The 26,896-nt window shown below is 73.9% G+C and carries 22 protein-coding genes; 13 read left to right on the top strand and 9 right to left on the bottom strand.

Annotated features, from left to right (window positions below; all coding sequences use genetic code 11):
• The first annotated feature begins 23 nt into the window (after window positions 1-23).
• Genes GA0070614_RS06045 through GA0070614_RS06035 form a run of 3 tightly spaced genes read left to right on the top strand, consistent with a single transcriptional unit; the run spans window position 24 to window position 3,072 of the window.
• Window positions 24-1,019, top strand: coding sequence for a carbohydrate ABC transporter permease (locus GA0070614_RS06045; RefSeq protein ID WP_088975025.1), 996 nt, complete (start codon window positions 24-26; stop codon window positions 1,017-1,019).
• 1 nt (window position 1,020) lies between these two features.
• Complete coding sequence (locus GA0070614_RS06040) at window positions 1,021-1,857, top strand: carbohydrate ABC transporter permease (protein ID WP_088975024.1); 837 nt, start codon at window positions 1,021-1,023, stop codon at window positions 1,855-1,857.
• 9 nt (window positions 1,858-1,866) lie between these two features.
• Window positions 1,867-3,072 (top strand): ABC transporter ATP-binding protein, encoded by a 1,206-nt coding sequence (locus GA0070614_RS06035; RefSeq protein WP_088975023.1) that lies wholly within the window; start codon window positions 1,867-1,869, stop codon window positions 3,070-3,072.
• Between the two features lie 137 nt (window positions 3,073-3,209).
• Here GA0070614_RS06035 and GA0070614_RS06030 read toward each other — a convergent pair whose 3' ends face one another.
• Together GA0070614_RS06030 and GA0070614_RS06025 are read right to left on the bottom strand one after the other, a co-directional pair.
• A complete protein-coding gene (locus tag GA0070614_RS06030; RefSeq protein ID WP_088979256.1) occupies window positions 3,210-4,268 on the bottom strand; it encodes a winged helix DNA-binding domain-containing protein in 1,059 nt (352 codons plus the stop codon).
• 233 nt (window positions 4,269-4,501) lie between these two features.
• A complete protein-coding gene (locus GA0070614_RS06025) occupies window positions 4,502-5,224 on the bottom strand; it encodes a PRC and DUF2382 domain-containing protein (RefSeq protein WP_088975022.1) in 723 nt (240 codons plus the stop codon).
• A gap of 177 nt (window positions 5,225-5,401) precedes the next feature.
• Between GA0070614_RS06025 and GA0070614_RS06020 the strand changes: the two genes are divergently transcribed.
• Window positions 5,402-5,788 (top strand): DUF4190 domain-containing protein, encoded by a 387-nt coding sequence (locus tag GA0070614_RS06020; protein ID WP_088975021.1) that lies wholly within the window; start codon window positions 5,402-5,404, stop codon window positions 5,786-5,788.
• Window positions 5,789-6,021: 233 nt separating this feature from the next.
• Here the strand turns inward: GA0070614_RS06020 and GA0070614_RS06015 are convergent, their stop codons facing one another.
• Entirely contained in the window at window positions 6,022-6,510 is a 489-nt protein-coding gene (locus GA0070614_RS06015) for a GNAT family N-acetyltransferase (protein WP_088975020.1), read from the bottom strand.
• Between the two features lie 84 nt (window positions 6,511-6,594).
• Between GA0070614_RS06015 and wrbA the strand changes: the two genes are divergently transcribed.
• Window positions 6,595-7,215: an NAD(P)H:quinone oxidoreductase gene (gene wrbA / locus GA0070614_RS06010; RefSeq protein ID WP_088975019.1), complete on the top strand. Its 621-nt coding sequence runs from the start codon at window positions 6,595-6,597 to the stop codon at window positions 7,213-7,215.
• A 68-nt stretch (window positions 7,216-7,283) separates the two neighbouring features.
• Here wrbA and GA0070614_RS06005 read toward each other — a convergent pair whose 3' ends face one another.
• Window positions 7,284-9,203 carry an anthranilate synthase family protein gene (locus GA0070614_RS06005; RefSeq protein WP_088975018.1) on the bottom strand — a complete coding sequence of 640 codons (1,920 nt, stop codon included), beginning with the start codon at window positions 9,201-9,203 and terminating at the stop codon, window positions 7,284-7,286.
• A gap of 269 nt (window positions 9,204-9,472) precedes the next feature.
• On the opposite strand from GA0070614_RS06005, the gene GA0070614_RS06000 reads away from it, so the two are divergent.
• From GA0070614_RS06000 to GA0070614_RS05990, 3 genes are all read left to right on the top strand, one after another.
• Window positions 9,473-10,897, top strand: coding sequence for an FGGY family carbohydrate kinase (locus GA0070614_RS06000; RefSeq protein ID WP_088975017.1), 1,425 nt, complete (start codon window positions 9,473-9,475; stop codon window positions 10,895-10,897).
• A gap of 74 nt (window positions 10,898-10,971) precedes the next feature.
• Window positions 10,972-13,506, top strand: a complete 2,535-nt coding sequence (locus tag GA0070614_RS05995; protein WP_088975016.1) for a sensor histidine kinase — start codon at window positions 10,972-10,974, stop codon at window positions 13,504-13,506.
• Window positions 13,503-13,925, top strand: a complete 423-nt coding sequence (locus GA0070614_RS05990) for a roadblock/LC7 domain-containing protein (protein ID WP_088975015.1) — start codon at window positions 13,503-13,505, stop codon at window positions 13,923-13,925. Before GA0070614_RS05995 ends, GA0070614_RS05990 begins: the two co-directional genes overlap by 4 nt.
• A gap of 67 nt (window positions 13,926-13,992) precedes the next feature.
• On the opposite strand, the gene GA0070614_RS05985 is transcribed toward GA0070614_RS05990, so the two are convergent.
• Window positions 13,993-15,483, bottom strand: coding sequence for a GH1 family beta-glucosidase (locus GA0070614_RS05985; RefSeq protein WP_088975014.1), 1,491 nt, complete (start codon window positions 15,481-15,483; stop codon window positions 13,993-13,995).
• A gap of 882 nt (window positions 15,484-16,365) precedes the next feature.
• On the opposite strand from GA0070614_RS05985, the gene GA0070614_RS05980 reads away from it, so the two are divergent.
• Window positions 16,366-19,263: a glycoside hydrolase family 48 protein gene (locus GA0070614_RS05980; RefSeq protein WP_172892563.1), complete on the top strand. Its 2,898-nt coding sequence runs from the start codon at window positions 16,366-16,368 to the stop codon at window positions 19,261-19,263.
• Between the two features lie 299 nt (window positions 19,264-19,562).
• On the opposite strand, the gene GA0070614_RS05975 is transcribed toward GA0070614_RS05980, so the two are convergent.
• The gene (locus GA0070614_RS05975) at window positions 19,563-20,234 is read right to left on the bottom strand and encodes a DUF3159 domain-containing protein (protein ID WP_088979255.1); all 672 of its coding nucleotides are present in this window, start codon (window positions 20,232-20,234) and stop codon (window positions 19,563-19,565) included.
• A gap of 83 nt (window positions 20,235-20,317) precedes the next feature.
• On the opposite strand from GA0070614_RS05975, the gene GA0070614_RS05970 reads away from it, so the two are divergent.
• Window positions 20,318-21,205, top strand: coding sequence for a phosphatase PAP2 family protein (locus GA0070614_RS05970; protein ID WP_172892562.1), 888 nt, complete (start codon window positions 20,318-20,320; stop codon window positions 21,203-21,205).
• 41 nt (window positions 21,206-21,246) lie between these two features.
• Here the strand turns inward: GA0070614_RS05970 and GA0070614_RS05965 are convergent, their stop codons facing one another.
• On the bottom strand, window positions 21,247-21,699 hold the full coding sequence (locus GA0070614_RS05965; RefSeq protein WP_088975012.1) for a YbhB/YbcL family Raf kinase inhibitor-like protein: 453 nt from the start codon (window positions 21,697-21,699) through the stop codon (window positions 21,247-21,249).
• Between the two features lie 77 nt (window positions 21,700-21,776).
• Here GA0070614_RS05965 and GA0070614_RS05960 point away from each other — a divergent pair, with 77 nt between their 5' ends.
• Window positions 21,777-22,448 (top strand): maleylpyruvate isomerase N-terminal domain-containing protein, encoded by a 672-nt coding sequence (locus GA0070614_RS05960; protein WP_088975011.1) that lies wholly within the window; start codon window positions 21,777-21,779, stop codon window positions 22,446-22,448.
• Between the two features lie 30 nt (window positions 22,449-22,478).
• Here GA0070614_RS05960 and GA0070614_RS05955 read toward each other — a convergent pair whose 3' ends face one another.
• A complete protein-coding gene (locus GA0070614_RS05955; RefSeq protein WP_088975010.1) occupies window positions 22,479-23,408 on the bottom strand; it encodes a DUF1028 domain-containing protein in 930 nt (309 codons plus the stop codon).
• A 75-nt stretch (window positions 23,409-23,483) separates the two neighbouring features.
• On the bottom strand, window positions 23,484-24,698 hold the full coding sequence (locus tag GA0070614_RS05950; RefSeq protein ID WP_088975009.1) for a low temperature requirement protein A: 1,215 nt from the start codon (window positions 24,696-24,698) through the stop codon (window positions 23,484-23,486).
• A 297-nt stretch (window positions 24,699-24,995) separates the two neighbouring features.
• Between GA0070614_RS05950 and GA0070614_RS05945 the strand changes: the two genes are divergently transcribed.
• Complete coding sequence (locus GA0070614_RS05945) at window positions 24,996-25,970, top strand: LLM class F420-dependent oxidoreductase (RefSeq protein WP_088975008.1); 975 nt, start codon at window positions 24,996-24,998, stop codon at window positions 25,968-25,970.
• 1 nt (window position 25,971) lies between these two features.
• Complete coding sequence (locus GA0070614_RS05940) at window positions 25,972-26,763, top strand: SDR family oxidoreductase (protein WP_088975007.1); 792 nt, start codon at window positions 25,972-25,974, stop codon at window positions 26,761-26,763.
• Window positions 26,764-26,896: the final 133 nt, after the last annotated feature.

Here is a 26,896-nt window from a genome sequence, read left to right as displayed (position 1 = left end):
GGCGACCGCCCGGAGGTGACCGCATGAGCGTCAACGCCACACCGGCCGGCGCCGAGGTGAGCGCCGAGGCCGAACGCCCCACCGGCCGGCACGCCACCGTGCCGGCGCAGCGGGCCTCCCGCCGGGCCAAGGGCCCGCTGAGCGAGAACAAGAAGGCCGAGCGGCGGCTGGGCTGGCTGCTCTGCGCCCCCGCCGCGCTGGTGATGGTGCTGGTCACCGCGTACCCGATCATCTACTCGGTCTGGCTGTCGTTGCAGCGGTTCGACCTGCGCTTCCCCGACCAGCGCGAGTTCATCGGGCTGGAGAACTACGTCACCGTGCTCACCAACGAGTTCTGGTGGACCGCGTTCGGGGTGACCATGCTGATCACGGTGGTCACCGTCGCGGTCGAGCTGGTGCTCGGCATGGGACTGGCGCTGGTCATGCACCGGACCCTGGTCGGCCGGGGCATCGTCCGCACGGCGGCGCTGATCCCGTACGGCATCGTCACGGTCGTCGCCGCGTTCTCCTGGCGGTACGCCTGGACGCCCGGCACCGGCTACCTGGCCAACCTCTTCTCCGACGGGGCGCCGCTGACCGAGCGGGCCAGCTCGCTGGCGATCATCATGCTGGCGGAGATCTGGAAGACCACCCCGTTCATGGCGCTGCTGCTGATGGCCGGGCTGGCGCTGGTGCCGGAGGACCTGCTCAAGGCCGCCTCCACCGACGGCGCCACCGCCTGGCAGCGGTTCACCAAGGTGATGCTGCCGGTGATGAAGCCGGCGATCCTGGTCGCGCTGCTGTTCCGCACCCTGGACGCGTTCCGGGTCTTCGACAACATCTTCGTGCTCACCGCCGGCGGCAACGAGACCTCCTCGGTGTCGATGCTCGCCTACAACAACCTGATCCGGGGTCTCAACCTCGGCATCGGGTCGACGATGTCGGTGTTGATCTTCCTCACCGTGGCGATCATCGCCTTCGTCTTCGTGAAGCTGTTCGGCACCGCTGCCCCCGGCAGCGACGACGGGGAGAGGCGCTGACATGTCAGTCGAAACCACCACGCGGGCGAAGCTGCGCTGGGGTCTGCTGGACGTCATCGTCGTCGTCTTCGCGCTGATCCCGGTGCTCTGGATCGCCTCGCTGTCGTTCAAGACCCCGGCCACCCTCACCGACGGCAAGTTCTGGCCCCGGGAGTGGACGCTGGACAACTACCGGTCGATCTTCTCCACCGACCAGTTCGTCCGGGCCCTGGTCAACTCGATCGGCATCGCCCTGATCGCCACCCTGATCGCGGTGGTGCTCGGCGCGATGGCCGCGTACGCGATCAGCCGGCTGGACTTCCCCGGCAAGAAGCTGCTGGTCGGGGTCTCCCTGCTGATCGCGATGTTCCCGCAGGTGTCGCTGGTGTCGCCGTTGTTCGAGATCGAGCGGCAGCTCGGCATCTTCGACACCTGGCCGGGGCTGATCCTGCCGTACATCACCTTCGCGCTGCCGCTGGCGATCTACACGCTGTCGGCGTTCTTCAAGCAGATCCCGTGGGACCTGGAGAAGGCGGCGAAGATGGACGGCGCCACCCAGGGCCAGGCGTTCCGGCGGGTCATCGCCCCGCTGGCCGCGCCGGGGCTGTTCACCACGGCGATCCTGGTCTTCATCTTCTGCTGGAACGACTTCCTGTTCGCCATCACGCTCACCTCGACCGAGCGGGCCCGTACGGTGCCGGTGGCGCTGTCGTTCTTCACCGGCGAGTCGCAGTTCGAGGACCCCACCGGGGCGATCTGCGCCGCCGCCGTGGTGATCACGATTCCGATCATCCTGTTCGTGCTCTTCTTCCAGCGCCGCATCGTCTCCGGCCTGACCTCCGGCGCCGTCAAGGGATAGGTGACAACAATGGCTGACATCGTGCTGGACAAGGTGAGCAAGCGGTTCCCGGACGGCACCGTCGCGGTGCAGGACGTCGACCTGGAGATCGCCGACGGCGAGTTCGTCATCCTGGTCGGCCCGTCGGGCTGCGGCAAGTCGACCACCCTCAACATGATCGCCGGGCTGGAGGACATCAGCTCCGGTGAGCTGCGCATCGGCGGGCAGCGGGTCAACGACAAGGCCCCCCGGGACCGGGACATCGCGATGGTGTTCCAGTCGTACGCGCTCTACCCGAACATGACGGTGCGGGAGAACATGGCCTTCCCGCTGCGCCTGGCGAAGATGGACAAGGCGACCATCGACACCAAGGTCGAGGAGGCGGCGAAGGTCCTGGAGCTGACCCCGCTGCTGGACCGCAAGCCGGCCAACCTCTCCGGCGGCCAGCGGCAGCGGGTGGCGATGGGGCGGGCGATCGTCCGCCAGCCCAAGGCGTTCCTGATGGACGAGCCGCTGTCCAACCTGGACGCCAAGCTGCGGGTGCAGATGCGCACGGTGGTGTCCCGCCTGCAGAAACAGCTCGGCACCACCACCGTCTACGTGACCCACGACCAGACCGAGGCGATGACCCTCGGCGACCGGGTGGTCATCATGCGCGGCGGTGCGGTGCAGCAGGTCGGACCGCCGCAGGAGCTGTACGACCACCCCCGCAACCTCTTCGTCGCCGGCTTCATCGGCTCCCCGTCGATGAACTTCCTGCACGCCGCGGTGGAGGACGGCACGCTGCGGACGGCGCTGGGTGACGTGCCGATCGGCGAGCGGATCCGCCGGGAGCTGGACTCCGCCGACGCGCCCCGCGAGCTGATCCTCGGCATCCGGCCCGAGCACTTCGAGGACGCCGAGCTGATCGACGACGACACCCGCCGCCGGGGCATGGAGTTCGAGGCGCCGGTGGACATCGTCGAGTCGATGGGCTCGGACAAGTACGTCTACTTCAGCGTCGAGGGGGAGCGGGCCAGCGCCGCCGAGCTGGAGGAGCTGGCGGCCGACGCCGGCGCCGACTTCACCGGCGGGGGAGCGAGCCTGGTGACCCGGCTGTCGGCCGAGTCACCGGTGCGCGAGGGTCAGAACCGCCGGGTCTGGTTCAACCTGGAGAAGATCCACCTGTTCGACCCGACCAGCGGGCGCAACCTGACCCTGCACGAGGGCCGCTCGGCGGGCGCGCTCGCCGACTGACCGACCACGACGGCGCGGGGACCGGCTCACCGCCGGTCCCCGCGCCGTACGTCGTGCCCTGCCGGCATCCCGGTCGAGGAGGGCGACGACCGGCCACGCGGCGGGCGCTCGGCCGGCCGGGGCCGGCGGACGGGCGCTCAGTCCGGCCAGCTCAGCTTCGGCGGCAGGCCGACGAAACGGGCGTACCCGCCCAGCGCCGCCTCGACCGGCGCCCGGTCGACGTCGACCAACGGGCGCACCGTCACGCCGACCCGGGTCCTGCCCATGGTCCGCTTCCACGTCCCGACCACCCGGCCGCCGCGCACCACGGTGGACTGGAAGACGCCGTTGCCGCCCGGGACGACCGCCTGCTTGTGCGCCGGGTCGAGCATCAACGCGCGGTCCTTGTAGCCCAGCAGGTACTCGTCGAAGCCGGGCAGCGCCAGCACGTCGTCCAGCGGTTGCCGGGGCGCGTCGAGCAGGGCCGCGTCCAGCACCGCCTCCGTCTCGCCCACCCGTACCGTGGCCAGGTCGTCGCCGGCCACCGCGATGGCCCGCTTGGCGTCGGTCGCGGTCAGCCCCGTCCAGCCGGCGAAGTCCTGCCGGGTGCACGGCCCGTGGCTGCGGAAGTACCGCAGCGCGAGGATGCCCAGGGCCTCGTCGCGGTCGGGCCGGTGCGGGTCGGGGGCCCACTCGTCGAGCAGCGCGAAGGTCTGCTCGGTGCCGACGTGCGGGGCGATGCAGGTGACGCCGCGCTGGCTGGCGTACCAGAGCAGGTGGTACCCGCGCTGGCCGGTGGTGTCGATGCCGGCGGCGGTGAGGGTGGTCAGGCACCCGGCGCGGGTCAGCCGCCCGCCGCCGGCCAGCGCCGCGCCGAGCACGTCCGCCGCCCGGTCGGCCTCCGCCTCGGTCAGGCCCAGCGCCGCCCGGCGGGACTGCACGCCGGCCAGCGCCCGCACGCCGGTCACCGCCAGCATCCACCGCGCGTCCCGCGCAGGTACGAGGTGCACGGTGCCCCGCATCGGCCAGGTGCGCAGCGCCTCCCGCCGCTCCAGCGCCGCCTGCACGTCGGCGACGGTGGCCCCCGGCAGCCGTACGCCCAACGACCACAGCCCGCTCGCCATGTCCTGCGCCTGCATGGCCCCGAACCACTCCACCACGCCCGCCACGGTGTCCGGCCGGCCGCGTGGGTGCTCGCGCAGCAGCAGGCTGGTCATCCGCAACGCCAGCGCCTCGGCGTCGGTCAACCGCACGTCCACGCCATCGCCCCCTCCTCGGTGGAGGGCCAGCATAGGAGGCGGCACCGACATCGCCGGGACACCGGGCCGGGCGGCGTCCGCCCTTCGGCTGACCGCCCGTCGATCGCGACCGACGACCCGATGGGCGTCGCCCCGGGCGCACGGCCGGGCGGGCGGGCCTGTCGGCCCACCCGCCCGGGTCCTCGCTCCGGTCAGCCGCGTCGCCGCGCCCGCTCGGGCACGTCGGCGTCGACCAGCTCCCGACGCACCTGGGCGTCGATCGGCTGCTCCTCGACCACCTCGTCCTTGGTCAGCCGGACCCGCTCGACCGGGACCTGCTCCTTGCCGACCACCGGACGCTCGGCGCGCAGCTCCATCTCCCGCTGCTCGTCGCCGATCTCCGCCCGGGCGTCACCCCGGTTCGCCGCGGTGATCGGCTCACGCACCACGCTGACCTCGTCGTGCTCGACCGGCACGGTGGTGTGCACGTCCTCGGTGACCACGTGCTTGCGCAGTCGGGCGGTGCCCGCCGGCTCGCTCTCGGTGCCGACCCGCAGCCGCTCCTCCGACCGGGTCAGCTCCGGCGAGCCCGGCATCCGCTGCGGCGGACGCTCCTGCTGCTGGAGCTGGTAGTGCCGGTAGAGCTGGGCCAGTTGGTCGCTGTCGAGCGGCTGCTCGGTGCCCGACTCGACGGACGGCGCGCTGCGCACGGTCGCCTTGTCGTAGGGCACCTTCAGCCGGCCCTCGGCCATGCCGGCTCCGGCCAGCGGCGCCATGGACTCGTGGTGGCCCATCACCCCGGTCTTGACGCTCACCCAGGTCGGCTCGCCGGCGGCGTCGGCCCAGACCTGGCCCACACTTCCGATCTTCGCACCCGTGCGGTCCTGGACGTCCTGCCCGTACAGCGAACGGATCTGCTGCTCGGTCAGTCGCATGGTTCGTCCTTCCTCTCGTGGGTCACGACGTGGCTACCCGACGACGGTGAGCAGCATTCGACCGGGCCGGTACGGATGGCAGCAGCGGCGTCGACCGGTGTGCCGACGCGCACGCATGGGTGCCGGCACAGCGGGAATGCGCCGCGCGCGACCGACGCGACGAATGCGAGGTACGAGATGACCGCGTCCAGTGAGCCGGCCCGGGGTGCCGGCCGGGTGCGGCCGGCGCCCACCGGCACGCCGGCCAAGACCAGCGCCGCCGCCGCGTTCGCCCTGGTGTTCGGGGTGGCCGCGCTGTTCAGCGTGCTGACCGCGATCCTGGCCTGGATCGGCCTGCTGCTGGGGATCATCGGGGTGATCCTGGGGATCGTCGGGCTGAAGATGAGCCGTCGCCCCGGGGTGACCGGTCGGGGAGTGGCCGTCGGCGGGCTGGTGCTCAGCGCGCTGGCAGTGCTGCTCGGGCTGGCCCTGGCCGCCGGGATCACCACGTTTGTCAACGACGAGGGTGCGGTGGACCGCCTCCAGCAGCGGGTCGACGACCTGCGCGACAAGCTCAACGAGTGAGCAGGACGGGCCGTCGACCCGCTGGCGGAGCCCCCCAGCCGAAGAACGGGCCCCCTGATCGCGCTACGCCCGCCGCTTCGCGAGCGGAGCGCGATCCCCCGTTCAGGTTCGTCGGAGTGTCGCCGGCGGTCCCGCGCCGCCGACACCCGTGCGAACAGGATCCCGGCCGGCGGCGGCCGTGGCACCACCGTGGCACGGAACTTGCGGAAATCTTGAGCTGGGCCGCCCGGCGCTCAGAGCCGCCGGTGCATCACCAGCAGGTCGACGTAGCCCTCGGACGGGTGCCGGAAACCCTCCGGGATCCGGCCGACCACCGCGAAACCGAGCGCGCGCCACAGCGCCACCGCCCGGGTGTTCGTCGCCACCACCGCGTTGAACTGCATCGCCCGGTAACCGTCGGCGCGCGCCAGGTCCAGCACGTGCTCGCCGAGCGCCCGGCCCACGCCGCGCCCGGCCGCCGCCGGGGCCACCATGAAACTGGCGTTGGCGACGTGGTCGCCCGGGCCGGCCTGGTTCGGCACCAGCTTCGCCGAGCCGAGCACCGTGCCGTCCGCGTCCACGGCCACCACCGTTCGGCCGGGCGGCCGGACCAGCCACATTTCGCGCGCCGTGGCCTCGGAGACGTCGGGTGGCCAGGTGTACGTGTCGCCGGCCGCGACGATCTCACGCAGGAACGGCCAGACGCCCGCCCAGTCCGCGTCGGTCGCCGCCCTGATCCGCACACCCCGAGCATGCCACGGCCGACGTTTGACGTGGCAACTACCGGGTAGTCGCCGGAGCTGACCCGAATCGAGGAGGAACGTCTGATGGACGGCCAGGTCAAGGTCGCGGTCATCTACTACAGCGCGACCGGCATCACCTACCAGATGGCGCAGGCCGCGTGCGAGGCCGCCGGTGAGGCGGGCGGCGAGGTGCGCCTGCGCAAGGTGCGGGAGCTGGCACCGGATGAGGCGATCCGCTCGAACGCGGGTTGGCAGGCGCACCGCCTGGAGACGCAGGACGTCATGGAGGCCGAGATCGACGACCTCGCCTGGGCCGACGTGGTGATCCTCGGCTCACCCACCCGGTACGGCATGATCGCCGCCCAGCTCAAGCAGTTCATCGACACCACCGGCCCGCTCTGGGCCAACGGCGCGCTGGCGAACAAGGTCTACAGCGGCTTCACCTCCACCGCCACCGAGCACGGCGGGCAGGAGTCCACCCTGTTGTCGCTGTTCACGATCTTCTACCACTGGGGCGGCGTGGTGGTCACCCCCGGCTACACCGACCCGAGCCAGTTCGTCGCCGGCAACCCGTACGGCGCGTCGCACACCAGCAACAACGGCGAGATCGCCCCGGACCAGAAGGCGTTGGGCGCGACCGCGCTGACCGCGAAGCGGGCGGTGCAGATGGGCGCGGCCCTCAAGCGGGGACTCGCCGCGGGCTGACGTCCACCGGGGACCGGTGGACCGGGCGAGGGCTCTCGACCCGCCCGGTCCACCGGTCGTCGCACCCCCTACCCGCGATCCGGCGAACCATGCGCGGTCAGCGCCGGATGCGCCAGCAGGTGCCCGAGCAGGTCCGCCAGCACGGCCAGCCCGTCGCGGCTGAGCACCGACTCCGGGTGGAACTGCACCCCGGCGAAGCCGGCGCCGCGCAGCGCGTGCACCGCCCCGTCGGCCGCGTCGCGCGACAGCTCCACCGGCCCGTACCCGGTGGCGACCCGGTCGGCGTCGGCCAGCGCGGTGAAGGTGGAGTAGAAGCCCACCCGCCGGGGCGTGCCGAAGACCGACACGTCCCGTTGCAGCCCCTGGTACGGCGCCTCGCGGCGGTGCAACGGCAGCCCCAGCAGGCCGGCGAGGATCTGGTGGCCGAGGCAGACCGCCAGCGTCGGCAGGCCGGCGGTCAGCCGTTCGGCCAGCAGCGCGCGCAGCGCGGCCATCTTCGGCGCGGTCACCGCCCGGGGGTCGCCCGGCCCGGGACCGATGACGACCAGGTCGTACCGGTCCAGCGGGCCGGGTCGCCGCCACGGGCGGACGTCGACGGCGAGGCCGAGCGCGCCGAGCTGGTGCGCCAGCATCCCGGTGAAGGTGTCCTCACCGTCCACGATCAACGCCCGCCGCCCGACCAGTCCGGGCAGGACGGTCGCTCCGGGGGCGCGCTGGTCCAGCCAGAACCGGGCCAGCGGCGCGTTGCGCGCGGCGAGGACCGCGCGGACCTCGGGGTCGTCGGCGAGGCGTACCGCCTCCTCGGGGCCCGGCGCGGGCGCCTGCGGGGCCAGTCCCAGCGCGGCCAGCACCCCGGCGGCCTTCGCGTGCGTCTCGGCCACCTCGCCGGCGGTCGTGGAGTGCCGCACCAGGGTCGCGCCCACCGGCACCCGCAGCTCGCCGCTGGGGGAGATCTCCGCGGTCCGGATGAGGATCGGCGCGTCCAGCGTCTGCCGGCCCTCGGCGTCGCGGCCCAGCAGGGCCAGCACCCCGGAGTAGTAGCGGCGGCCGGTGCGCTCGTGCCGGGCGATCACCCGGCAGGCGTTCTGCATCGGGCTGCCGGTGACGGTCGGGGCGAACATCGTCTCCCGCAGCACCTCCCGGACGTCCCGGGTGCCCCGCCCGGCGAGCAGGTACTCGGTGTGCGCCAGGTGCGCCATCTCCTTGAGGTACGGCCCCACCACCTGGCCGCCGTGCTCGGCGACCGTGGCCATCATCTTCAGCTCCTCGTCGAGGACCATGTACAGCTCCTCGACCTCCTTGGGGTCGCGCAGGAAGCGCAGCAGCGCGTCCCGGTCGGCGGTGGCGCCGGCGTGCCGGAAGGTGCCGCTGATCGGGTTCATCATGACCAGCCCGTCGTCGACGCTGACGTGCCGCTCCGGGCTCGCGCCGACCAGGATCCGGGTGCCGGTGTGCACCAGGAACGTCCAGTACGCGCCCCGCTCGCCGCGCAGCAGCCGACGCAACGCCGCCAGCCCGGCCCGCAGCGGCGCGCCCTGCACGGTGGCGCGCAGGGTGCGGTGGATGACGAAGTTCGCCCCCTCGCCCCGGCCGATCTCCTCGGCGAGGACCCGTTCGACGGTGCGGGCGTACTCGTCGTCGGCGACGTCGAAGGCGGCGCCGGTGGTGACCACCGGGGCGTCGGGCAGCGCGGCGAGGACGTCGGCGAGGGTCGGCCGGGCGTGCCCCGCTATCTCCAGGTACTCCAGTGGCGTGCCGTCGTCGACGCAGTCGAAGCCCCGCTCGGTGATCTGCCGGTACGGCACCAGGGCCAGCGTCCGCGCGCCGGCCGGACCGTCCGGCAGCGGCAGGTCGGCGAGCCGGTCGGCGACGCGTACCGTGCCGGTGAAGAGGTCGACGTGGTCGGCGCTCTCGCGTCGGACGAGCGCGAACGGGCCGGGGTCCCCGCCCCGGGCGAGGACGGCGAGCAGGTCGTGCGGGCGGGTCATCGGGATCTCCTCCGGGGCTGTACGCCGCCCGGCGGGGCGGCCCGGGAGCCGGGGAGAGACCGGCGGCCGCCTCGTCGGGCGGCCGCGTGGAAGCTACGCGCGGAAGGTGGCCGCCGGGTCGGCGGGCCACCAGCAGGACAGATGCGCGAGCATGCCGCCACCATACGGGGACCGCGCCGGTGCGCACAGCCGTTCCCACTTCGTGGCGGCGCGCGCCGACGCCCCGATCATGGCGTCGCCACCCCCGCCGTTGGGTACCGTGACCCGCGATGAACATTCTCGCTCTCGACCTCGGCACCTCCTCGGTGCGCGGGCTGGTGCTCGACGCCGACGCGGACCCGCTGCCGGGCGCCCTGGCCCGCCGCAAGGTGCGGGTGCACGTGACCGACGACGGCGCCGGGACGCTCGACAGCGCGGGCTACCTGGCGTGCCTGGTCGAGTGCCTGGACGAGCTGGCCGAGGGCGGGCACCTGCGGGACGTGGAACTGGTCGCCGTCTCCGCCCAGTGGCACTCGGTGCTGCCGCTCGACGCCGCGGGCGCCCCGCTCGGGCCGGTGCTCACCTGGCTGGACACCCGGCCCGAGCCGCCCGCCGGATCCGCCGGCCCGACCGACCCGGCGGCCTTCCACCGGCGTACCGGCACCTGGTGGCACCGCTGCTACTGGTCGGTGCGGCTGCCCTGGCTGCGCGCGCACGCCCCGGCCGCCCGGTTCGCCGGCCTGGTCGAGTACGCGCTGGGTGAGCTGCTCGACTCCGCGCCGATGTCGGTGTCGATGGCCTCCGGCACCGGGCTGCTCGACCTGGGCACGGCGGACTGGGACGCCGAGGCCTGCGAGCTGGCCGGCGTCCGCCGGGGCGAGCTGCCCGAGCTGGCGCCGACGGACTGGCGCGGCCGGCTGCGCCCCGAGCACGCCCGCCGCTGGCCCCAGCTGGCGCACGCCCGGTGGGCCGCCCCGGTGGGCGACGGCGCCGCCTCCAACGTGGGCTCCGGCTGCGTCGACGCGCGCCGGGTCGCGGTCACCGTGGGCACCTCCGCCGCGGTACGGCTGGTGCAGCGCCTCCCGGTGGGGGCGGAGCTGCCGCCGCTGCCGGAGCGGCTGTGGCGGTACCGGGTCGACCACGAGCACGTGGTGACCGGGGCGGCCTACTCCAGCGGCGGCAACCTGTTCGCCTGGGCGAACCGGGAACTGCGACTGCCGCAGGGGGCGCAGCTGGAGGCCGCGCTGGCCCGCGTACCGCCGGACGGCCTGGTGCTGGCGAATCCGCGCCTGGGCGGCGACCGCCCACCGGGGCTGGCCCCGGCGGGCGCGGGCGAGCTGGTCGGGCTCAGCTTCTCCACCTCCGCGGTGGACATCCTGGCCGGTCTGATGAGCGGGCTGTGCCGGATGGTCGCCGACGACCTGACCGTGCTGGAGTCCGTCGTGGACGCCCCGGTCGACGTGGTGCTGGGCGGGGGCGCGGTGACGGCGTCCGGATGGTGGCGGGCCGCGTTCGCCGCGGCGCTCGCCCCACGGTCCGTGCGGCACCGCCCGGAGCCGGAGATCGGGGCCACCGGTGCGGCGTTCGTGGCGCTCGGGCGGGTCGCCGAGGCGCGGCGGTTCGCCGGCCCCGGCCGGACGGAGGAGGTCGGCTCCCCGGCTCCGCCGAGCCGTTCCGGCGTCCCGGCCCGACGGGTTGCCCCCGGGGGGCGTTGACACAGCTCGCGGGCCTGGTTGGATGGACCCCGCTCCCCGGCGAGGGGGAGTCGGGCGGGACCGAGGAGGCAGGCGTGGGCGCAGGTCCCGACGCGACCGGCGGCGAGCAGCCCGGTGGGCGGGCCGACGTCGGGGTCGCACCCCACCGGCGGCGCTCGCCGTTCCGGCTGCGCGACTGGCGGATGCGGACGAAGCTGGCCACCGTCCTGGTGATCCCGTCGGTGGCCTTCCTGGTGCTGGCCGGGGTGCAGACCACGACGCTGGTGGGGCGGACGACCGCGCTGAGCGACTTCGCCCAGCAGGTCGACATCGGGCGGCAGATCACCGTCCTGGTGGACCGGATCCAGCAGGAGCGCGACCGGACGGCCGGTGAGCTGGCCGAGCTGCGCCGCGACGGGCTCGCCTCGGACCGGGCCGCGGCGGCGCTGGCGTTGCGGCCGTTGCAGGACGCCACCGACGCGGCGGTCGGCGAGCTGCGCCGGGCCGCCGAGCCGCTGGCCGACGCCGACGCCTCCTGGCGGGTCGGCTACGGCGAGGTGCTGGAGGCGTACGACCAGGTGCGCTACATCCGGGCGGCGATCCTGCCGGCGGTGCTCAACAACGACACCATCCTGAGCAACTACCACCGGGCCGTCGAGGCGCTGCTCAATCTGCTGGCGGAGCCGTCCCCGGGCGAGGGCCAGCCGGAGCTGACCGACGCCGTGCTGCGCTACGTGCAGCTGGCCCGGGTCAAGGAGCTGTCGTCGCGGGTGCGCGCCGAGTTGTACGCCGCCGCCCGGGCCGGCCGGTACGACCTGGACGACCAGGTCACCCTCACCGATCTGCGGGCCCAGCAGCTCTCCGCGCTCGGCGCGTTCCGGGTCGCCGCGACCACCGGGCAGATCCGGCTCTACGACCGCACCTCCGTCGACCCGGCCTTCGTCGCGGCGACGAAGCTGGAGGAGCGCAGCCTCGCCGGCGGTGGCGCCCGTCCGGCGGTGCTGCCCGCCGAGCAGTGGTGGGACGCCAGCGCGGCGCGGCAGGAGCTGCTGCGCCAGATCGAGGCCCGGGTGCTCGACGACGCGGTGGCCCGCGCCGACGACGTCAGCGGCGAGCAGTTGCGGGCCACCCTGCTGGTGGTGGGCGGCATCCTGGTCGTGCTGGGGCTGGCCGTGCTGCTCGCCCTGCTGATCGGCCGGTCCATCGCGAACTCCATGCAGCTGCTGCGCGGGCAGGCGCTGCGGATCGCCCAGATCGAGCTTCCGCACGCCCTGGACCGGCTGCGCCAGGTCCAGGGCGGGGTGCCCGCGATCGACGTGGCGCCCCCGGTGGTGACCTCGCTCGACGAGATCGGTGAGCTGGCCGAGGCGTTCGTCGCGGTGCACCGCAGCGCGGTCAGCGTCGCCGTCGAGCAGGCCGAGACCCGGCGCAGCGTCAACGCGATGTTCGTCAACCTGGCCCGGCGCAGCCAGGTGCTGGTGGAACGGCAGCTGGAGCTGCTCGACGACCTGGAACGGGAGGAGGCCGACCCGGACCAGTTGGAGAACCTGTTCAAGCTCGACCACCTGGCCGCCCGGATGCGCCGTAACGACGAGAGCCTGCTGGTGCTGGCCGGCACCGAGTCCACCCGGCGGTGGAACCGCCCGATCGGGCTCGGCGCGGTGCTCCTCGCGGCCAGCGCGGAGATCGAGCAGTACCAGCGGGTCCGCCACGACGTGGTGGCCGACCTGCACGTCGTCGGCCACGCCGTCGGTGAGCTGGTGCACCTGCTCGCCGAGCTGCTGGAGAACGCCACCGCCTTCTCCCGCCCGGACACGGTGGTCCGGGTCACCGCCCGCCGGGAGGGCCCGGGCGCCCTGGTGGAGATCGTCGACCAGGGGCTCGGGATGAGCCCGGCCGCGCTGACGGCCGCCAACGAGGTGCTGGCCACGCCTCCGGCCGCCGACGTGGCCGCCTCCGAGCGGATGGGTCTCTTCGTGGTCAGCCACCTGGCCGCCCGGCACGGGGTGCGGGTGCACCTCTCCGGCGGCGCGGGCGGACTGGTCGCCCGGGTCCTGCTCCCACCGGTGCTGCTGGCCCCGGCCGCCGCGCCGGAGCTGGACCCGCCGGCGCCGCAGCGGATGCTCGCCTCGGCCGGCGGCGCGGCCCGGCGGCGTACCCTGCCCCGGGCGGGTCGGCCGAACCCGACGGAGCTGCCGGTGGCCGGTCGCCGCCCCGATCCGACGCCCGTCGCGGGCCGTCCGGTGCCGCTGCGGGCCGAGGACGTGCTGGCCCCGGCGGCCGCGCCGGATCCGGCCGCGCCGGCCGGCGGCGGCTGGTGGTCGCGGCAGGGACCGGCCCCGTCCTCGCCCGCCTCGACCGGTCATGTGACGCCCGAGCCGCCCGCGACGCCGGTGACCGGAGGCACCAACGCGCAGGGGCTCCCGGTGCGGGTGCCGATGGCGCAGCTCTCCGCCGTCACCGAGCCCGCCCGCGCGGCGGTCCCGGTCCCGCGGGAGGACCCGGACCCGGAGGCGGTCGGCGGAATGCTGTCGCGGCTGTACAGCGGCGTCCGCCAGGCGGAGGCCGAGGAGACCAGAGAGATAATCGTGCCGCCGGGCGGCATGGGCAGTGAAGGGGGACGACAGTGACGACGTTGAGCCAGGAGGCGCGTGACCTGAGCTGGCTGGTCAACGCGTTCGCCGAGCGGGTGCCGGGAGTCGCCCACGCGGTGGTGGTCTCCTCCGACGGGTTGCTGGTCGCCATCTCGGCGCACCTGCCCCGCGACCACGCCGACAAGCTCGCCGCGGTGACCTCCGGGCTGATGAGCATCACCGCCGGGGCGGCGCAGATGTTCGACGGCGACATCGTCAAGCAGACGGTGGTCGAGATGGGCCGTGGCTACTTCCTGGTCATGCAGATCCGCGACGGCTCGATCCTGGCCACCCTGGCCGGGTCCGAGGCCGACATCGGCGTGGTGGGCTACGAGATGGCCCGGCTGGCCAAGCAGGCGGGCGAGATGCTCACCCCGGCGCTGCGCGCCGAGTTGCAGCAGGCGCTGCCCCGCTGACCCGACGCCGTCCGGCCTGCCGGACCGCCCCCACGCGGTCCGGCCACCCGGGTGGTCCGTCGGCCGTTCAGAGCCCGTTGTCGCGGATGACGCCCCGGTACCAGTGGGCGCTGCGCTTGAGGACCCGGCGCTGGGTGGCGTAGTCCACGTAGACCAGCCCCCAGCGCTGGTCGTACCCCTGGTCCCACTCGAAGTTGTCCAGCAGCGACCAGACGTGGTAGCTCTCCAGCGGCACCCCGTCGGCGATGGCCCGGTGGGCGGCGGCGAAGTGGTCGCGCAGGAAGGCGACCCGGCCGGCGTCGTCGACCGTGCCGTCGGGGCCGAGCACGTCCGGGCAGGGCAGGCCGTTCTCCGTGACGGTGATCGGGACCGGCCCGTAGTCACGGGTGACCCGGGTCAGCACGTCGTACATCCCGTCCGGGTAGATCTGCTGCCAGTCGGCCTCGGAGGTCGACCAGCGCCGGGTGGTGCCGCCGTCGGCGGTGACGTAGATCGGGGTGTAGTACTGCACGGCCAGCAGGTCGACCGGGCTGGAGATGATCTCCAGGTCGCCGTCGGCGATGCCGCGCGCCATCCGGCTGCCCTCGCCGAGGTCGGCCAGCACGTCCGCCGGGTAGGCGCCGGTGAGGATCGGGTCCAGGTAGAGGCGGTTCTCGTACCCGTCGTAGAGGCGGGTGGCCGCGGCGGCGCCGGGGCTGTCGTCGGCGGGGTAGCAGGGGTGCAGGTTCAGCGCCGGGCCGATGCGGGCGTCCGAGCCGCCGGCGCGCAGCGCGCGGACCGCCAGGCCGTGGGCGAGCTGGAGGTGGTGGGCGACGAGGTACGCCGCCTCCGGGTCCTGCCGGCCGGGCGCGTGGTGGCCCCAGAGGTAACCGTTCTGCACCACGGTCTTCGGCTCGTTGACGGTGAGCCAGACCGGCACCTGGTCGCCGAGGCCCCGGAAGACGGCGTCGGCGTAGTCGGCGAAGCGGTAGGCGGTGTCCCGGTTCTCCCAGCCCCCGGCGTCCTCCAGCGACTGGGGCAGGTCCCAGTGGAAGAGGGTGACCATCGGGGCGATGCCGCGCTCGTGCAGTCCGTCGACGAGGCGGCGGTAGAAGTCGAGGCCCCGCTGGTTGGGCAGGCCGGTGCCGTCGGCCTGGATCCGGGGCCAGGAGATGGAGAAGCGGTAGCTGCGCAGGCCGAGGTCGCGCATCAGGTCCAGGTCCTCGGCCCAGCGGTGGTAGTGGTCGGCGGCCACGTCGCCGGTGTCGCCGTTGCGGGTCCGGCCGGGGGTACGGCTGAAGGTGTCCCAGACCGACTCGCCCCGGCCGTCCTCCTTCGCGGCGCCCTCGATCTGGTACGCCGACGTGGCCGCGCCCCAACCGAAGTCGCGGGGGAAGCGCAGGCCGGGCGCGGCGGTGGCGGCCGTCGGGTCGGCGTCCGGCCCGGTGGTGGTGTCGCAGCTCGTGGCGGTGGCCCCGGCCGCGGCGGCGGTGGTGACGGGGGATGTCCCCGCCCCGGCCGTGGCGGTGGCGGAGAGCGCGGCGCGGCGGAGCAGTCGCCGTCGGGTGAGCATCGACATGGGCATTTCTCCTCGGGTGCGGGCCACCCGACGGCCGGGAGCGCTCCCAAATCGGGCGCGTGACGACCCGGCCGTCTCGTCGGGCGGACTGCCCAGCCTAGAGGGGCCGGACCCGTGCGGGTGGCCGGGATGGGGGTGTGTGGGAGGGGTCGCAGGGCCTGGCCGCTTCGCCGAGGCCCGTGACGGTGCGCAGATAGCGAGCGAGGCCGGCCGGGTGGCGCGCACGCCTGTCCCGTCGGCCTCTTTTCCCGTCGAGTACGGGGGTTTAGTGTGGGGACGGGGGAGGGCAACCCCCGTCCCCACCTGTGGTGCACACACGCACGTGTGGAATTGGCTGTCCGGCCGTGCGTGTCGCGCGGGAGCCGGGCCACGCGAGTGGCTCTGGTTCCACCTCCCTCCTGCTGGTGGGTGTCGGCTGACGACGGTGTCCGGGCTGGCCCGTCGTCAGCCCCTCGGGCTGTACTCCGTGGCCGGTGACCACGGTCGATCCAACTAATTGCATCTCCGTCGATGGAAGCGCTCCCATCGGCGATGCAGCGACTGTAACGCCCGTCACCGGTTTGTGAAAGACCCTAAACGAGATCGAAACATGGATCTGCGTGTGACCTGCGGTGTTGTTGTGGGAGCGCTTCCATGGCAGACTGTCGAATCAATCGCGACGCGGAGCCAGCTCGCGCGAGCGCGGGTCGCCGAGGGCATCCGGTTCTCCGGACGGCACCCGAGGAGACGGCACGCTGCCGCTGGGCAGCGCACGGCCGATCCAGACCGACCACCTTCCCGGGCGCCTCCGTCCCCCCGCGAACCCTGCTCGCGTGGAGGTGCCCCGCCGGCGGCCCGTACGGCCCCGGCCCGGTCCGAGGAGACACCGCGCACATGAGACTCATGGCAAGACGTCGCCGGATGGCGATGCTCGCCGCCACCGCCCTCGCCATCGGCGGGGTGACCCTGCCGGCCGGCGCCGCGCAGGCCGCCCCCGCCTGCGACGTGGTCTACACGACCAACGACTGGGGCAGTGGCTTCACCGGCAACGTCACCATCAAGAACCTGGGCGACGCCGTCAACGGCTGGACGCTCAAGTGGACCTTCCCCAACACCAGCCAGCGCGTCACCCAGGGCTGGTCGGCCAAGTGGAGCCAGACCGGCAGCGTCGTGACCGCGACCAACGAGTCGTGGAACGGCAGCCTCGGCACCGGGGCCTCGACCACCATCGGGTTCAACGGCGCCTACTCCGGCAGCAACCCGAAGCCCACCTCGTTCACCCTCAACGGCGTGACCTGCAACGGCGTCGGCACCAACCAGCCGCCGACGGTCGCCCTCGGGGTGCCCACCGGGCCGTTCGAGGCGCCCGCCGACGTGCCGCTGACCGCCACCGCCAGCGACCCGGACGGCACCATCAGCAAGGTCGAGTTCTACCGCAACGGCCTGCTGGTCAACACCGACACCACCGCGCCGTACGGCTACACCCTGGAGGACCTGCCGGCCGGCAGCTACACCGTCCAGGCCAAGGCGTACGACAACGCGAACGCCAGCGCGGTCGCCGAGAAGGCGTTCACGGTCAGCCCGGCCTCCGGCCCGGTGCTCGTGGCCACCCCGTCGGCGGTGAGCGTCACCGAGGGCGGCAGCTCCACGGTCAACCTCAAGCTGAGCGCCGCGCCGAGCGCCAACGTGACGGTCGCCCTGGCCCGCACCGGCGACACCGACGTGACCGTCTCGCCGGCCTCCGTCACGCTGACCCCGAGCAACTGGAACACCGGCGCCACCGTCACGGTCTCGGCGGCGGAGGACTCCGACACCGTCGGCGGCACCGCCACCATCACCGCCTCGGCCAGCGGGCTCGCCCCGCTCGCCATCACCGCCACCGAGATCGACAACGACACCCCCGGCGGCGACAACACCTACATCGCGCGCTTCCTCGACCAGTACGGCAAGATCAAGAACTCCGGGTACTTCAGCCCGGAGGGCGTGCCGTACCACTCGATCGAGACGCTGATCGTCGAGGCGCCCGACCACGGCCACGAGACCACCTCCGAGGCGTTCAGCTTCTGGCTCTGGCTGGAGGCCAACTACGGCCGGGTCACCCAGAACTGGGCCCCGTTCAACAACGCCTGGACGGTGATGGAGAAGTACATCATCCCGTCGCACGCCGACCAGCCCACCGCCGGCGCCGCCGGCACCCCGCAGTACGCCGCGGAGCACCCGCTGCCCAGCGGCTACCCGTCGCAGCTGCAACCGAACGTGCCGGTCGGCCAGGACCCGCTCCGCTCGGAGCTGCAGTCCACCTACGGCACCGGTGACATCTACGGCATGCACTGGCTGCTGGACGTCGACAACGTCTACGGCTACGGCCGCTGCGGCGACGGCACGACCAAGCCGGCGTACATCAACACCTTCCAGCGGGGCACCCAGGAGTCGGTCTGGGAGACCGTGCCGCAGCCGTCCTGCGAGACCTTCAAGCACGGCGGCCAGTACGGCTACCTCGACCTGTTCATCAAGGAGTCGAACGCCCCGGCCAAGCAGTGGAAGTACACCAACGCCCCGGACGCCGACGCCCGCGCCGTGCAGGCCGCGTACTGGGCGATGACCTGGGCCGAGGCGCAGGGCAAGGAGGCCGACGTGGCGGCGACCGTCGCCAAGGCCGCCAAGATGGGTGACTACCTGCGGTACGCGATGTTCGACAAGTACTTCAAGAAGATCGGCAACTGCGTCGGGGCGTCCACCTGCCCGGCCGGCACCGGCAAGGACTCGGCGCACTACCTGATGTCCTGGTACTACGCCTGGGGCGGCGCGTACGAGGCCGGCCAGAACTGGTCCTGGCGGATCGGCTCCAGCCACAACCACTTCGGCTACCAGAACCCGTTCGCGGCCTGGGCCCTGACCAACGTCGACGCCCTCAAGCCGAAGTCGCCGACCGCGGTCGCCGACTGGCAGAAGAGCTTCGAGCGGCAGCTGGAGTTCTACACCTGGCTCCAGTCCGCCGAGGGCGGCATCGCCGGTGGCGCCACCAACAGCTGGGACGGCAGCTACGCCCAGCCGCCGGCCGGCACCGCCACCTTCTACGGCATGTACTACGACGTCGACCCGGTCTACAACGACCCGCCGTCCAACCAGTGGTTCGGCATGCAGGCCTGGTCGATGCAGCGGATCGCCGAGCTCTACCTGGAGACCGGCAACGCCAAGGCCAAGGCGCTGCTGGACAAGTGGGTGCCGTGGGCCATCGCCAACACCACGCTGGGCGCCAACTGGTCCATCCCGTCGGACATGAAGTGGACCGGTCAGCCCAACAACTGGAACCCGACCAACCCGCAGCCCAACACCAACCTGCACGTCGAGGTGACGGTCAAGGGCCAGGACGTCGGTGTCGCCGCGGCCTACGCCCGCACGCTTATCGCGTACGCGGCCAAGTCCGGCAACGTGTCGGCGAAGAACACCGCCAAGGGTCTGCTGGACGCGCTGCACGCGGCCAGCGACGACAAGGGTGTCTCGATGCCGGAGAAGCGTGGCGACTACAAGCGCTTCGACGACGTCTACGACGCCGCCACCGGCCAGGGCCTCTACATCCCGCCGGGCTGGACCGGCAGGATGCCCAACGGTGACGCCATCGCCGCCGGCAAGAGCTTCACCGACATCCGGTCGTTCTACAAGAACGACCCCGCCTGGCCGAAGGTCCAGGCCTACCTCGACGGTGGCCCCGAGCCGGTCTTCAACTACCACCGGTTCTGGGCGCAGGCCGACGTCGCCATGGCGTACGCCGACTACGGCCACCTGTTCCCGAACGGGTGAGGTGACCCTTCCGGGTGGGTGGCGCGGCGCCACCCACCCGGAGGCCGACCGGGCCCGGGGGAGCGGACCGCCCGGTCGGCGGACGGCCTGATTCCCACGGTCAGGCCGGGGGTGGGTCGACCGTCCGGTCGACGCAGCGGATCGGGAGGCCCACCCCACCGTCCGCCGTTCCAGTCGTTGTGCGCGACGCGGCGAAAAAAGAGGGCGTCGTGGGATCACACGATGCCCCACGACGGAGTACCGTATTTCTCGGAGAGGCCGCTCCCCCCGTGGCGGCCTCTCCTCTTACGTTCCGGGCCTCACCCGTCCGAGGGCGTCACCGGGTGCCGCAGCCCCGGATGGCCGGCCGGCAACGACCGCCGGATCACCACCCAGCTCACCGTCAGCGCCGTGGCCACCAGCGGCCAGGTCAGCGCCGCCCGGGCCACCGTCAACGCGACCACCTGTCCGCCCAGGTACAGCGGCAGGAACACCGCCACCCGCAGCGCGTACGTCGCCGCCCACACCCAGCTGCCCCGGCCGTACGCCCGCAGCAGCGCCCGGTCCCGACGCCAGCGACCCCGCTGCCCCAACGCCGTCCCGACCACGACCCCGAGCAGGGGCCACCGCACCACGATGCTGACCACCCAGACCAGCGCGCTGGCCGCGTTGGAGAAGAGCTGCACGAGGAAGAAGTCGACCGCCCGTCCGGTGCGGAGCGCGATGAGCGCGGCGACGCAGACCGCGAGCAGCCCGACGAGCACCGACCGTGGCCGGTCACCGCGCCGCCACCGCCACAGCGCCACCGCCGAGCCGGCCAGCACGGCCACCGCCACCCCGCCGACGACGGAGCGGCCGGTCAGCAGCCAGCCCACGGTGAACGCCACCGGCGGCAGCGTGGCGTCCACCGCGCCGCTGCGCCCGCCGAGCAGATCCGCCAGCGACTCGGGCCGTTGCGCGCCCGTCCGCTCCCGCTCCGATGTGCCGCCCACCGTCACCTCCCGTGGTCCGGCCCCAACGTAGCCGGGACGTACCGGTGGTCCCACGAGCGACCTGCCGGGTGTACCGCTACGGTGTGCGGGTGCGCGCGACGGCGAGGGGTTGGACGGCAGTCTGGTTGGTCGTACTGGCTCTGGCCCAGACGGCCGCATTCGCCGTGGTGTGGCGGCTCGCCGTACACACCGGGACGGGGCAGTGGCTCGACACGGTCGCGTTGACCGGCAACCGGATCGGCCAGGACCGCATCGACGATCTGGTCAACCGGATCCTCGACGCGATGTCCGTGGTGTCCCTGCTCGCCACCACGGCGGTGATCGGCTTCATCGCGTTGATCCGGGGACGCAAGGCGCTCGCCATCGCGGCCACCCTGCTCATCGCCGGCGCCAACGTCACCACCCAGGTGCTCAAGTACGTCATCGACCGGCCCGCCCTCGGCATCGACCCGGAGCGCGACGCCGTCGGCAACAGCCTGCCCAGCGGGCACACCACCATCGCCGCGTCGGTGGCGCTGGCGCTGATCCTGGTGCTGCCGCCCAAGGTGCGCGCGCTCGGGGCGTTCCTCGGCGTCGCGTACGCCGCCGTCGCCGGGGTGGCCACCCTCTCCGCCGGCTGGCACCGGCCCAGCGACGCGGTGGCCGCGTTCCTGGTGGTCGGGGTCTGGGCGGCGCTGGCCGGGCTGCTGCTGCTGATCTTCCAGCGGGAGCAGGCGCAGGTCGCCGGCGAGGACGCGCACCGGGTCTCCGCCGCGGTGCTCGGCGTGGGCGGCCTGGCCGCCGTCGTCGTCTCCGGGCTGGCGGTGACCTCGCTGCTCGACCAGCAGCAGGTCGCCGTCGACGAGCTGAGCCGGCGCACCCTGTTCACCGGGTACGCCGGCAGCGCCGCCGGCATCGCCGGGACGATGGGCGTGGTGGCGGCGCTGGTCCTGCTCTCCGTGCACCGCCTGGTGCCCCGCCACAAGGGTTAGGCCGTCCTTCACCCAGGCCGGTCCGTCCCCGTGCAACCGGCCTAACGCCGGTACGTCCCGACCAGCGTCCCGCTGGCCAGCTCACGGCCGGCGAGGGCGGCGTGCACGTCGGCGGCCTGCGGCGCCTCGGCGAGGTCCAGCGGGCGTTCCAGCGCGTACAGCCGGAAGAAGTACCGGTGCGCCTCCTCGCCCTGCGGCGGGTGCGGCCCACCCCAGCCGGTGGTGCCGAAGCCGTTGGGCCACTCCCGGCCACCCTCGGGCACCGCGCCCTCGGCGACCCCGCCGGAGGTGGGGGAGATGCCGGTGACCAGCCAGTGCAGGAACGGACTTCGCCCGGCGTCCGGATCCTCCACCAGCAGGAGCAGTTCGGTCGCCGACTCGGGCACGTCGGACCACTCCAGCGGCGGTGAGACGTTCCCGTCCTCCCGGCCGAAGCGTCCCGGCAGCTGGTCGTGGTCGGTGAACGCGGTGCTGCGCAGCATGATCCCGGCCATCTCTCGTCCGCCCCCTCTCGTCGGCCCGGCGCGTACCCGTCGCCCGGTCGACGAAACCGCGTGAGAGGGTACGACCCGTGGAGAACGCGCACGGCGCCTTCCGCGACGAGTGCGTCCGGCTCGACGCGGTCCTGCGCACCCTCGACGAGGCGGACCTGGACCGTCCCACCCGCTGCCCGCCGTGGGCGGTGCGCGACCTCGTCGCACACGTCAGCACCGGCGCCGGACGCCTGGTGGACATGCTCGCCGCGCCGCCCCCGCCCCGGGCCGAGGTGGACGCGGCCGGCTACTTCGGCGCCGCCAAGTTCGTCCCCGAGGTGGACGCCGCCCGCGTCGACAGCGCCCGCCGGGTGGCGCGCGGCCGGGCCGACGTGGCGACCGTCGCTTCGGCCTTCACCGCCGCCTGGCGCGGCACCGACGCGGCGCTCGCGGCGGCGCCGCCCGGCCGGTTGGTCCGCACCCGGCACGGCGACGCGATGACGCTCACCGACTTCCTGGTCACCCGGGTGGTGGAGGTCGGCGTGCACGGCCTCGACCTGGCCGAGGCGCTGCACCGGGAACCCTGGCTCACCCCGGCCGCCGCCCGGGTGGTCGCCGACCTGCTGGCCGCCGGCCGACCGGCGCCGGCGGGGCTCGGCTGGGACCCGCTCACCCTGATCCGCAAGGCCACCGGCCGGACGCCGCTGACCGCGGGGGAGCGGGCCGTGGTCGAGGCGGCCGGATTCCGCTGGCTCGCCTTCGGCGGCTGACCCGGCCGGCACTCGGCTCGCCGGGCGGGGTCAGTCGCCCGTGCGCGGGGCCGGCAGGTGCGGCGCGCTGCGGCGCAGGTGCGCCAGGACGAGCGGGTCGATGCGCCCGGGCACCAGCCGTTCCTCCAGGTTCTCCCAGCCGGCCCACGCGGCGAGCGCCTCGTCGAGCGCGGCGGCCATCGGGTCGGCGGGGGCCGCCACCGCCCCGACCGGCTGCCCGGAGGTGCCCGGCGTCGCCCCGCCCACCACCGGGTGCCCGGCGGCGGCCAGCAGCGCGGCCACCTCATCGGCGAGCGGACCGGTCAGGTCGAGCAGGGTGGCCGGGTCGGGCCGGCCGAAGAGCATGGTGTGGATGTCGAGCAGCCGGCCCAGCTCGGCGATCGGGTCCGGGTGGTCGTCCACCCGCAGGTCGACCAGGTTGTCGCCGGTGCCGGCGTACCCCCCGCCGCGCTGCACCACCAGCAACGCGGCGCTCTGCCGGCCACGCCGGTCGCCGCCGGCCTCCTCGCCGGCGCGCAGCGCCGCGAGCAGCCGCTGCGGGAGCGGCAGCGCCGAACGGCCCAGCCAGGCGTCCCGGACCGCGTCGATCACCTCCGGACCGGTGAGGATGTTGCCCTGGGCCGCCCAGCCGTCGCCCGCCTGGCCGCCGGCCCAGCCACCGCACCGGGGACCGGTCCAGGTCGCGCCGTCGCCGGTGGCCCCCACCACGGCGAGCTGGCGGTCGTCGCGGCCCGGGTCGGCGGCGACCAGCCCGGCGACCACGTCGGGGGCGGCCACGCCGCTGCGCAGCAGGGCGAGCCCCTGCGGACGGTAGGCGAGGTTGGCGTGCGCCTGGCTGGCGATCGCGCCCACCTCGGCCTCGGCGGCCGGCACCAGCGCGCCGGCGGCGAGGAACCTGCTGGCCACGGCCACACCGTGCAGGCGCCCGTCAGCCGAACGGGCCACGATCGAGAAGGTCACCCCAGGAGGTTAGCGCCGACCGACGGTGACCGGTACGTCCCGCAGCGTCGAGGCGCGGCCCCCATCACCCCGGCGTCACAGCGGTGGCGACGCCTCCTCCGGCGGCCTGCCCCGGGCCCGGCGGGCGTCGGCCACCGCGACCACGAGCAGCACCACCGCGACCAGCACCGTCGAGATCAACGGGGCGGCGTGCAGCAGCAGCGGCACCAGCGCCACCAGGACCACGGCGGCGATCCAGCGCGACGGCGACACCCGGCCGAACACCTCGTACTCGAAGCGGGCCCGGGCGGCCAGGAAGAGCACCGGGCCGCCCACGATCATCGCCACCCAGGCCGCCTCGGGGTGGTCCAGCGGATGTTCGATGGTCAGCTCGTAGCCGATCGCGGTGGCCACCAGCCCGATGACCATCAACAGATGGGTGTCGGCCGCCGAGCGGCCGGTGGCCGCCGGGTGCCGGGACCTGGTCACCGCCTCGGCCAGGATCAGCCCGGCCCGCTGCACGTAGATCCGCCAGTACAGCACCGAGGTGACCATCGCCACCGCGAACGCGGCGCTCTGTGCCAGCTCGAGCGGGACGCTGCTGTACGCCAACCCGCTGACCAGGACCGTCTCGCCGAGGGCGACGAGGAAGAACTGCTGGTACCGCTCGGCGAGGTGCTCCCCGGCGATGTCCCAGCGGCTGATGGCGGAGCGGCCCAGCCCCGGGATCGGCCAGCCGAACCGGGACGCGAGGTACTCCAGGCCGAGCGCCGTGCCCCAGAGCACCACCTGGGGATTGGTGGACAGCAGCGCGCCGGTGATCCAGAGCACACCGGTCACGGAGAAGGTGATCAGCATCCGCCACTTGAGCCGCCGGTACTGGTGCTGCCCCAACGCCAGCAGCAGGATGCCGGGACGGGACACCTGCGCCACCACGTACGCCACCGCGAACGCCAGCGCGGTCTCGCTGAACGCGCGGGGGACCGCCACCCCCATCACCATGCTGCACATCAGCGCGGCCACCACCAGCGTCTGCAGCCAGACGTGGCGCGGGTCGTACCGGCTGGTGGTCCACGAGGTGCCCTGCCAGACCGCCCAGAGCGCGAGCAGCAGCAGCAGCGTCTTGCCGCCCCCGGTGACCGGTGACCAGCCCTCGGTGCCCCCCGGTTCCAGGGCCAGGTCCTCGAAGGCGCGGTACGAGATCCGGGTCAGCGCGAAGACGTAGACCAGGTCGAAGAAGAGTTCCAGGAAGGTCGCCCGCTGGACAGGACCGGCCAGCGGGAGGGGCCCGGCCCCCGTCCCGCTCGTCACGCTCGTCGCCGTTCACCGTCGGCCCGGCCCACCTGGCGTTCGTAACATCCCCGGGGCCCGCCGACCGGGTGTTCACGACATCCGGACCGCCACGTCCGCCCGTGTCCGGGGCATCCCGGCGGCCCCGTCGGTCGGTGTCCAGGGTGTCCTGGCGGCCTCGTCGGTCGTGTCCGGGCTGTCGCGGCGGCCTCGTCCGCCGGACGTCCGGGGTGGCCGGTGGGTCGGGACGGCCGGATCCGGCTCTTGTCCCGCTGCGGGGGAACGGGCACGATCGACCGGATGACGAACCGATGGGGCATGACGGTGCCGCTGGGCGGCATCCCGCTCGCCGAGCACGCCGCGGTCTACGCGGCCCTGGACCGGGCCGGCTTCACCGATGTCTGGTCGTCGGAGGTCAACGGCGCGGACGCGTTCACCCCGCTCGCCCTGGCCGCCGCCTGGCAACCGACGCTGCGCCTGGGCACCGCGATCACGCCGGTGTTCACCCGTGGGCCCGGACTGCTCGCGATGAGCGCCGCCGCGCTCGCGGACGCCGCGCCGGGCCGCTTCGCCCTCGGCATCGGCGCGTCCTCGCCGGTCGTCGTCGGCGACTGGAACGCGGTCGAGTTCACCGAGCCGTTCCGGCGTACCCGGGACGTGCTGCGCTTCCTGAAGACGGCGCTGCGCGGGGAGACGGTCGACGGCGCGTTCGACACCTTCGCCGTGCGGCGGTTCACCCTGGAGCGTCCGCCCGCCGTGCCGCCCTCGGTGCTGCTGGCCGCGCTGCGCCCCGGCATGCTGCGGCTAGCCGCCGCCGAGGCCGACGGGGTGATCCTCAACTGGCTCGCCGCCGACGACGTGCCGAAGGCCCTCGCCGGGCTGGGCGCCCGGGCGCCGGAGTTCGAGGTCGTCGCCCGGATCTTCGTCTGCCCCACCGAGGACGCCGACTACGCCCGGGCCCTCGGCCGCCGGCTGATCACCAGCTACCTCACCGTCCCCGCGTACGCCGAGTTCCACCGCTGGCTCGGCCGGGAGTCGGCGCTCGGGCCGATGTGGGCCGCCTGGGCGGCCGGTGACCGGCGCGGCGCCGGGGCGGCCGTGCCGGACGAGGTGGTCGACGAGCTGGTGCTGCACGGCTCGCCCGAGCACTGCCGGGCCGAGGTGCGCCGCTACGCCGACGCCGGGGTGGACGTGCCGGTGCTCGCCCTGCTGCCCACCCCCGAGCTGACCTCCGGCGGGGCCGCGGCGCTGGCCGCGTTGCTCCCCCGGCTCGGTCCGGCGGAAGGACGCTGAGATGAACCTGACCGACCGGGTGGCGGTGGTCACCGGGGGAGCGGGCGGCATCGGCGCGGCGCTGGCCCGCCGCTTCGCCGCCGAGGGCGCGGCCGCCGTCGTCGTCGCCGACCTGGACGCGGCGGCAGCCGCCGTGGTGGCCGAGCAGGTCGGCCCGGTCGCCCACGCCGTCGCCGTCGACGTCACCGTGGAGGACCAGGTCCGCGAGCTGGTCGCCGACACCGAGCGACGGTACGGCCGGATCGACCTGTTCTGCGCCAACGCGGGCGTCTCCACCGGCGGGGGCGTCGAGGCCGCCGACGCCGACTGGGACCGGGCCTGGCGGGTCAACGTGCTGCACCACGTGTACGCGGCCCGCGCGGCGCTGCCCGGGATGCTGGAGCGCGGCGGCGGCTACCTGCTGCACACCTGCTCGGCGGCCGGGGTGCTGACCGCCGTCGGCGACGCCCCGTACACCGCCACCAAGCACGCGGCCGTCGGGTTCGCCGAGTGGCTGGCGATCACCTACCGCGACCGGGGCGTACGGGTCAGCGCGCTCTGCCCGCAGGGGGTGGACACGCCGATGCTCGCCGACGGGCTGGCCTCCGGTCACCTGGGCGCGCAGGTCATCGCGGCCTCCGGCGCGGTGCTCACCCCGGACCAGGTCGCCGACGCGACGATCGCCGGGCTGGCCGAGGAGCGCTTCCTGATCCTGCCGCACCCCGAGGTCGCCGGATACGCCCTGCGCCGCGCCCAGGACCCGGACGGCTGGCAGGCCGGCCTGCGCAAACTCGTCCGCCGCCTTCGCGCCTGACAGTGAGGCTGCAGGTGGGGTCACCCGGTCTGGTCCGACTCAGCGCCTGACCGACCATATTGTCCTGCTGTGGCCCGCCCGGATGCGCCCGACCTCCGTGCGCCCGCCCTCCCACCTCCGTGCGCCGACCCGG

The sequence above is a fragment of the Micromonospora coxensis genome (assembly GCF_900090295.1).
GTDB classification, from domain to species: domain Bacteria; phylum Actinomycetota; class Actinomycetes; order Mycobacteriales; family Micromonosporaceae; genus Micromonospora; species Micromonospora coxensis.
This window is presented reverse-complemented; position numbering and strand designations above follow the sequence as displayed.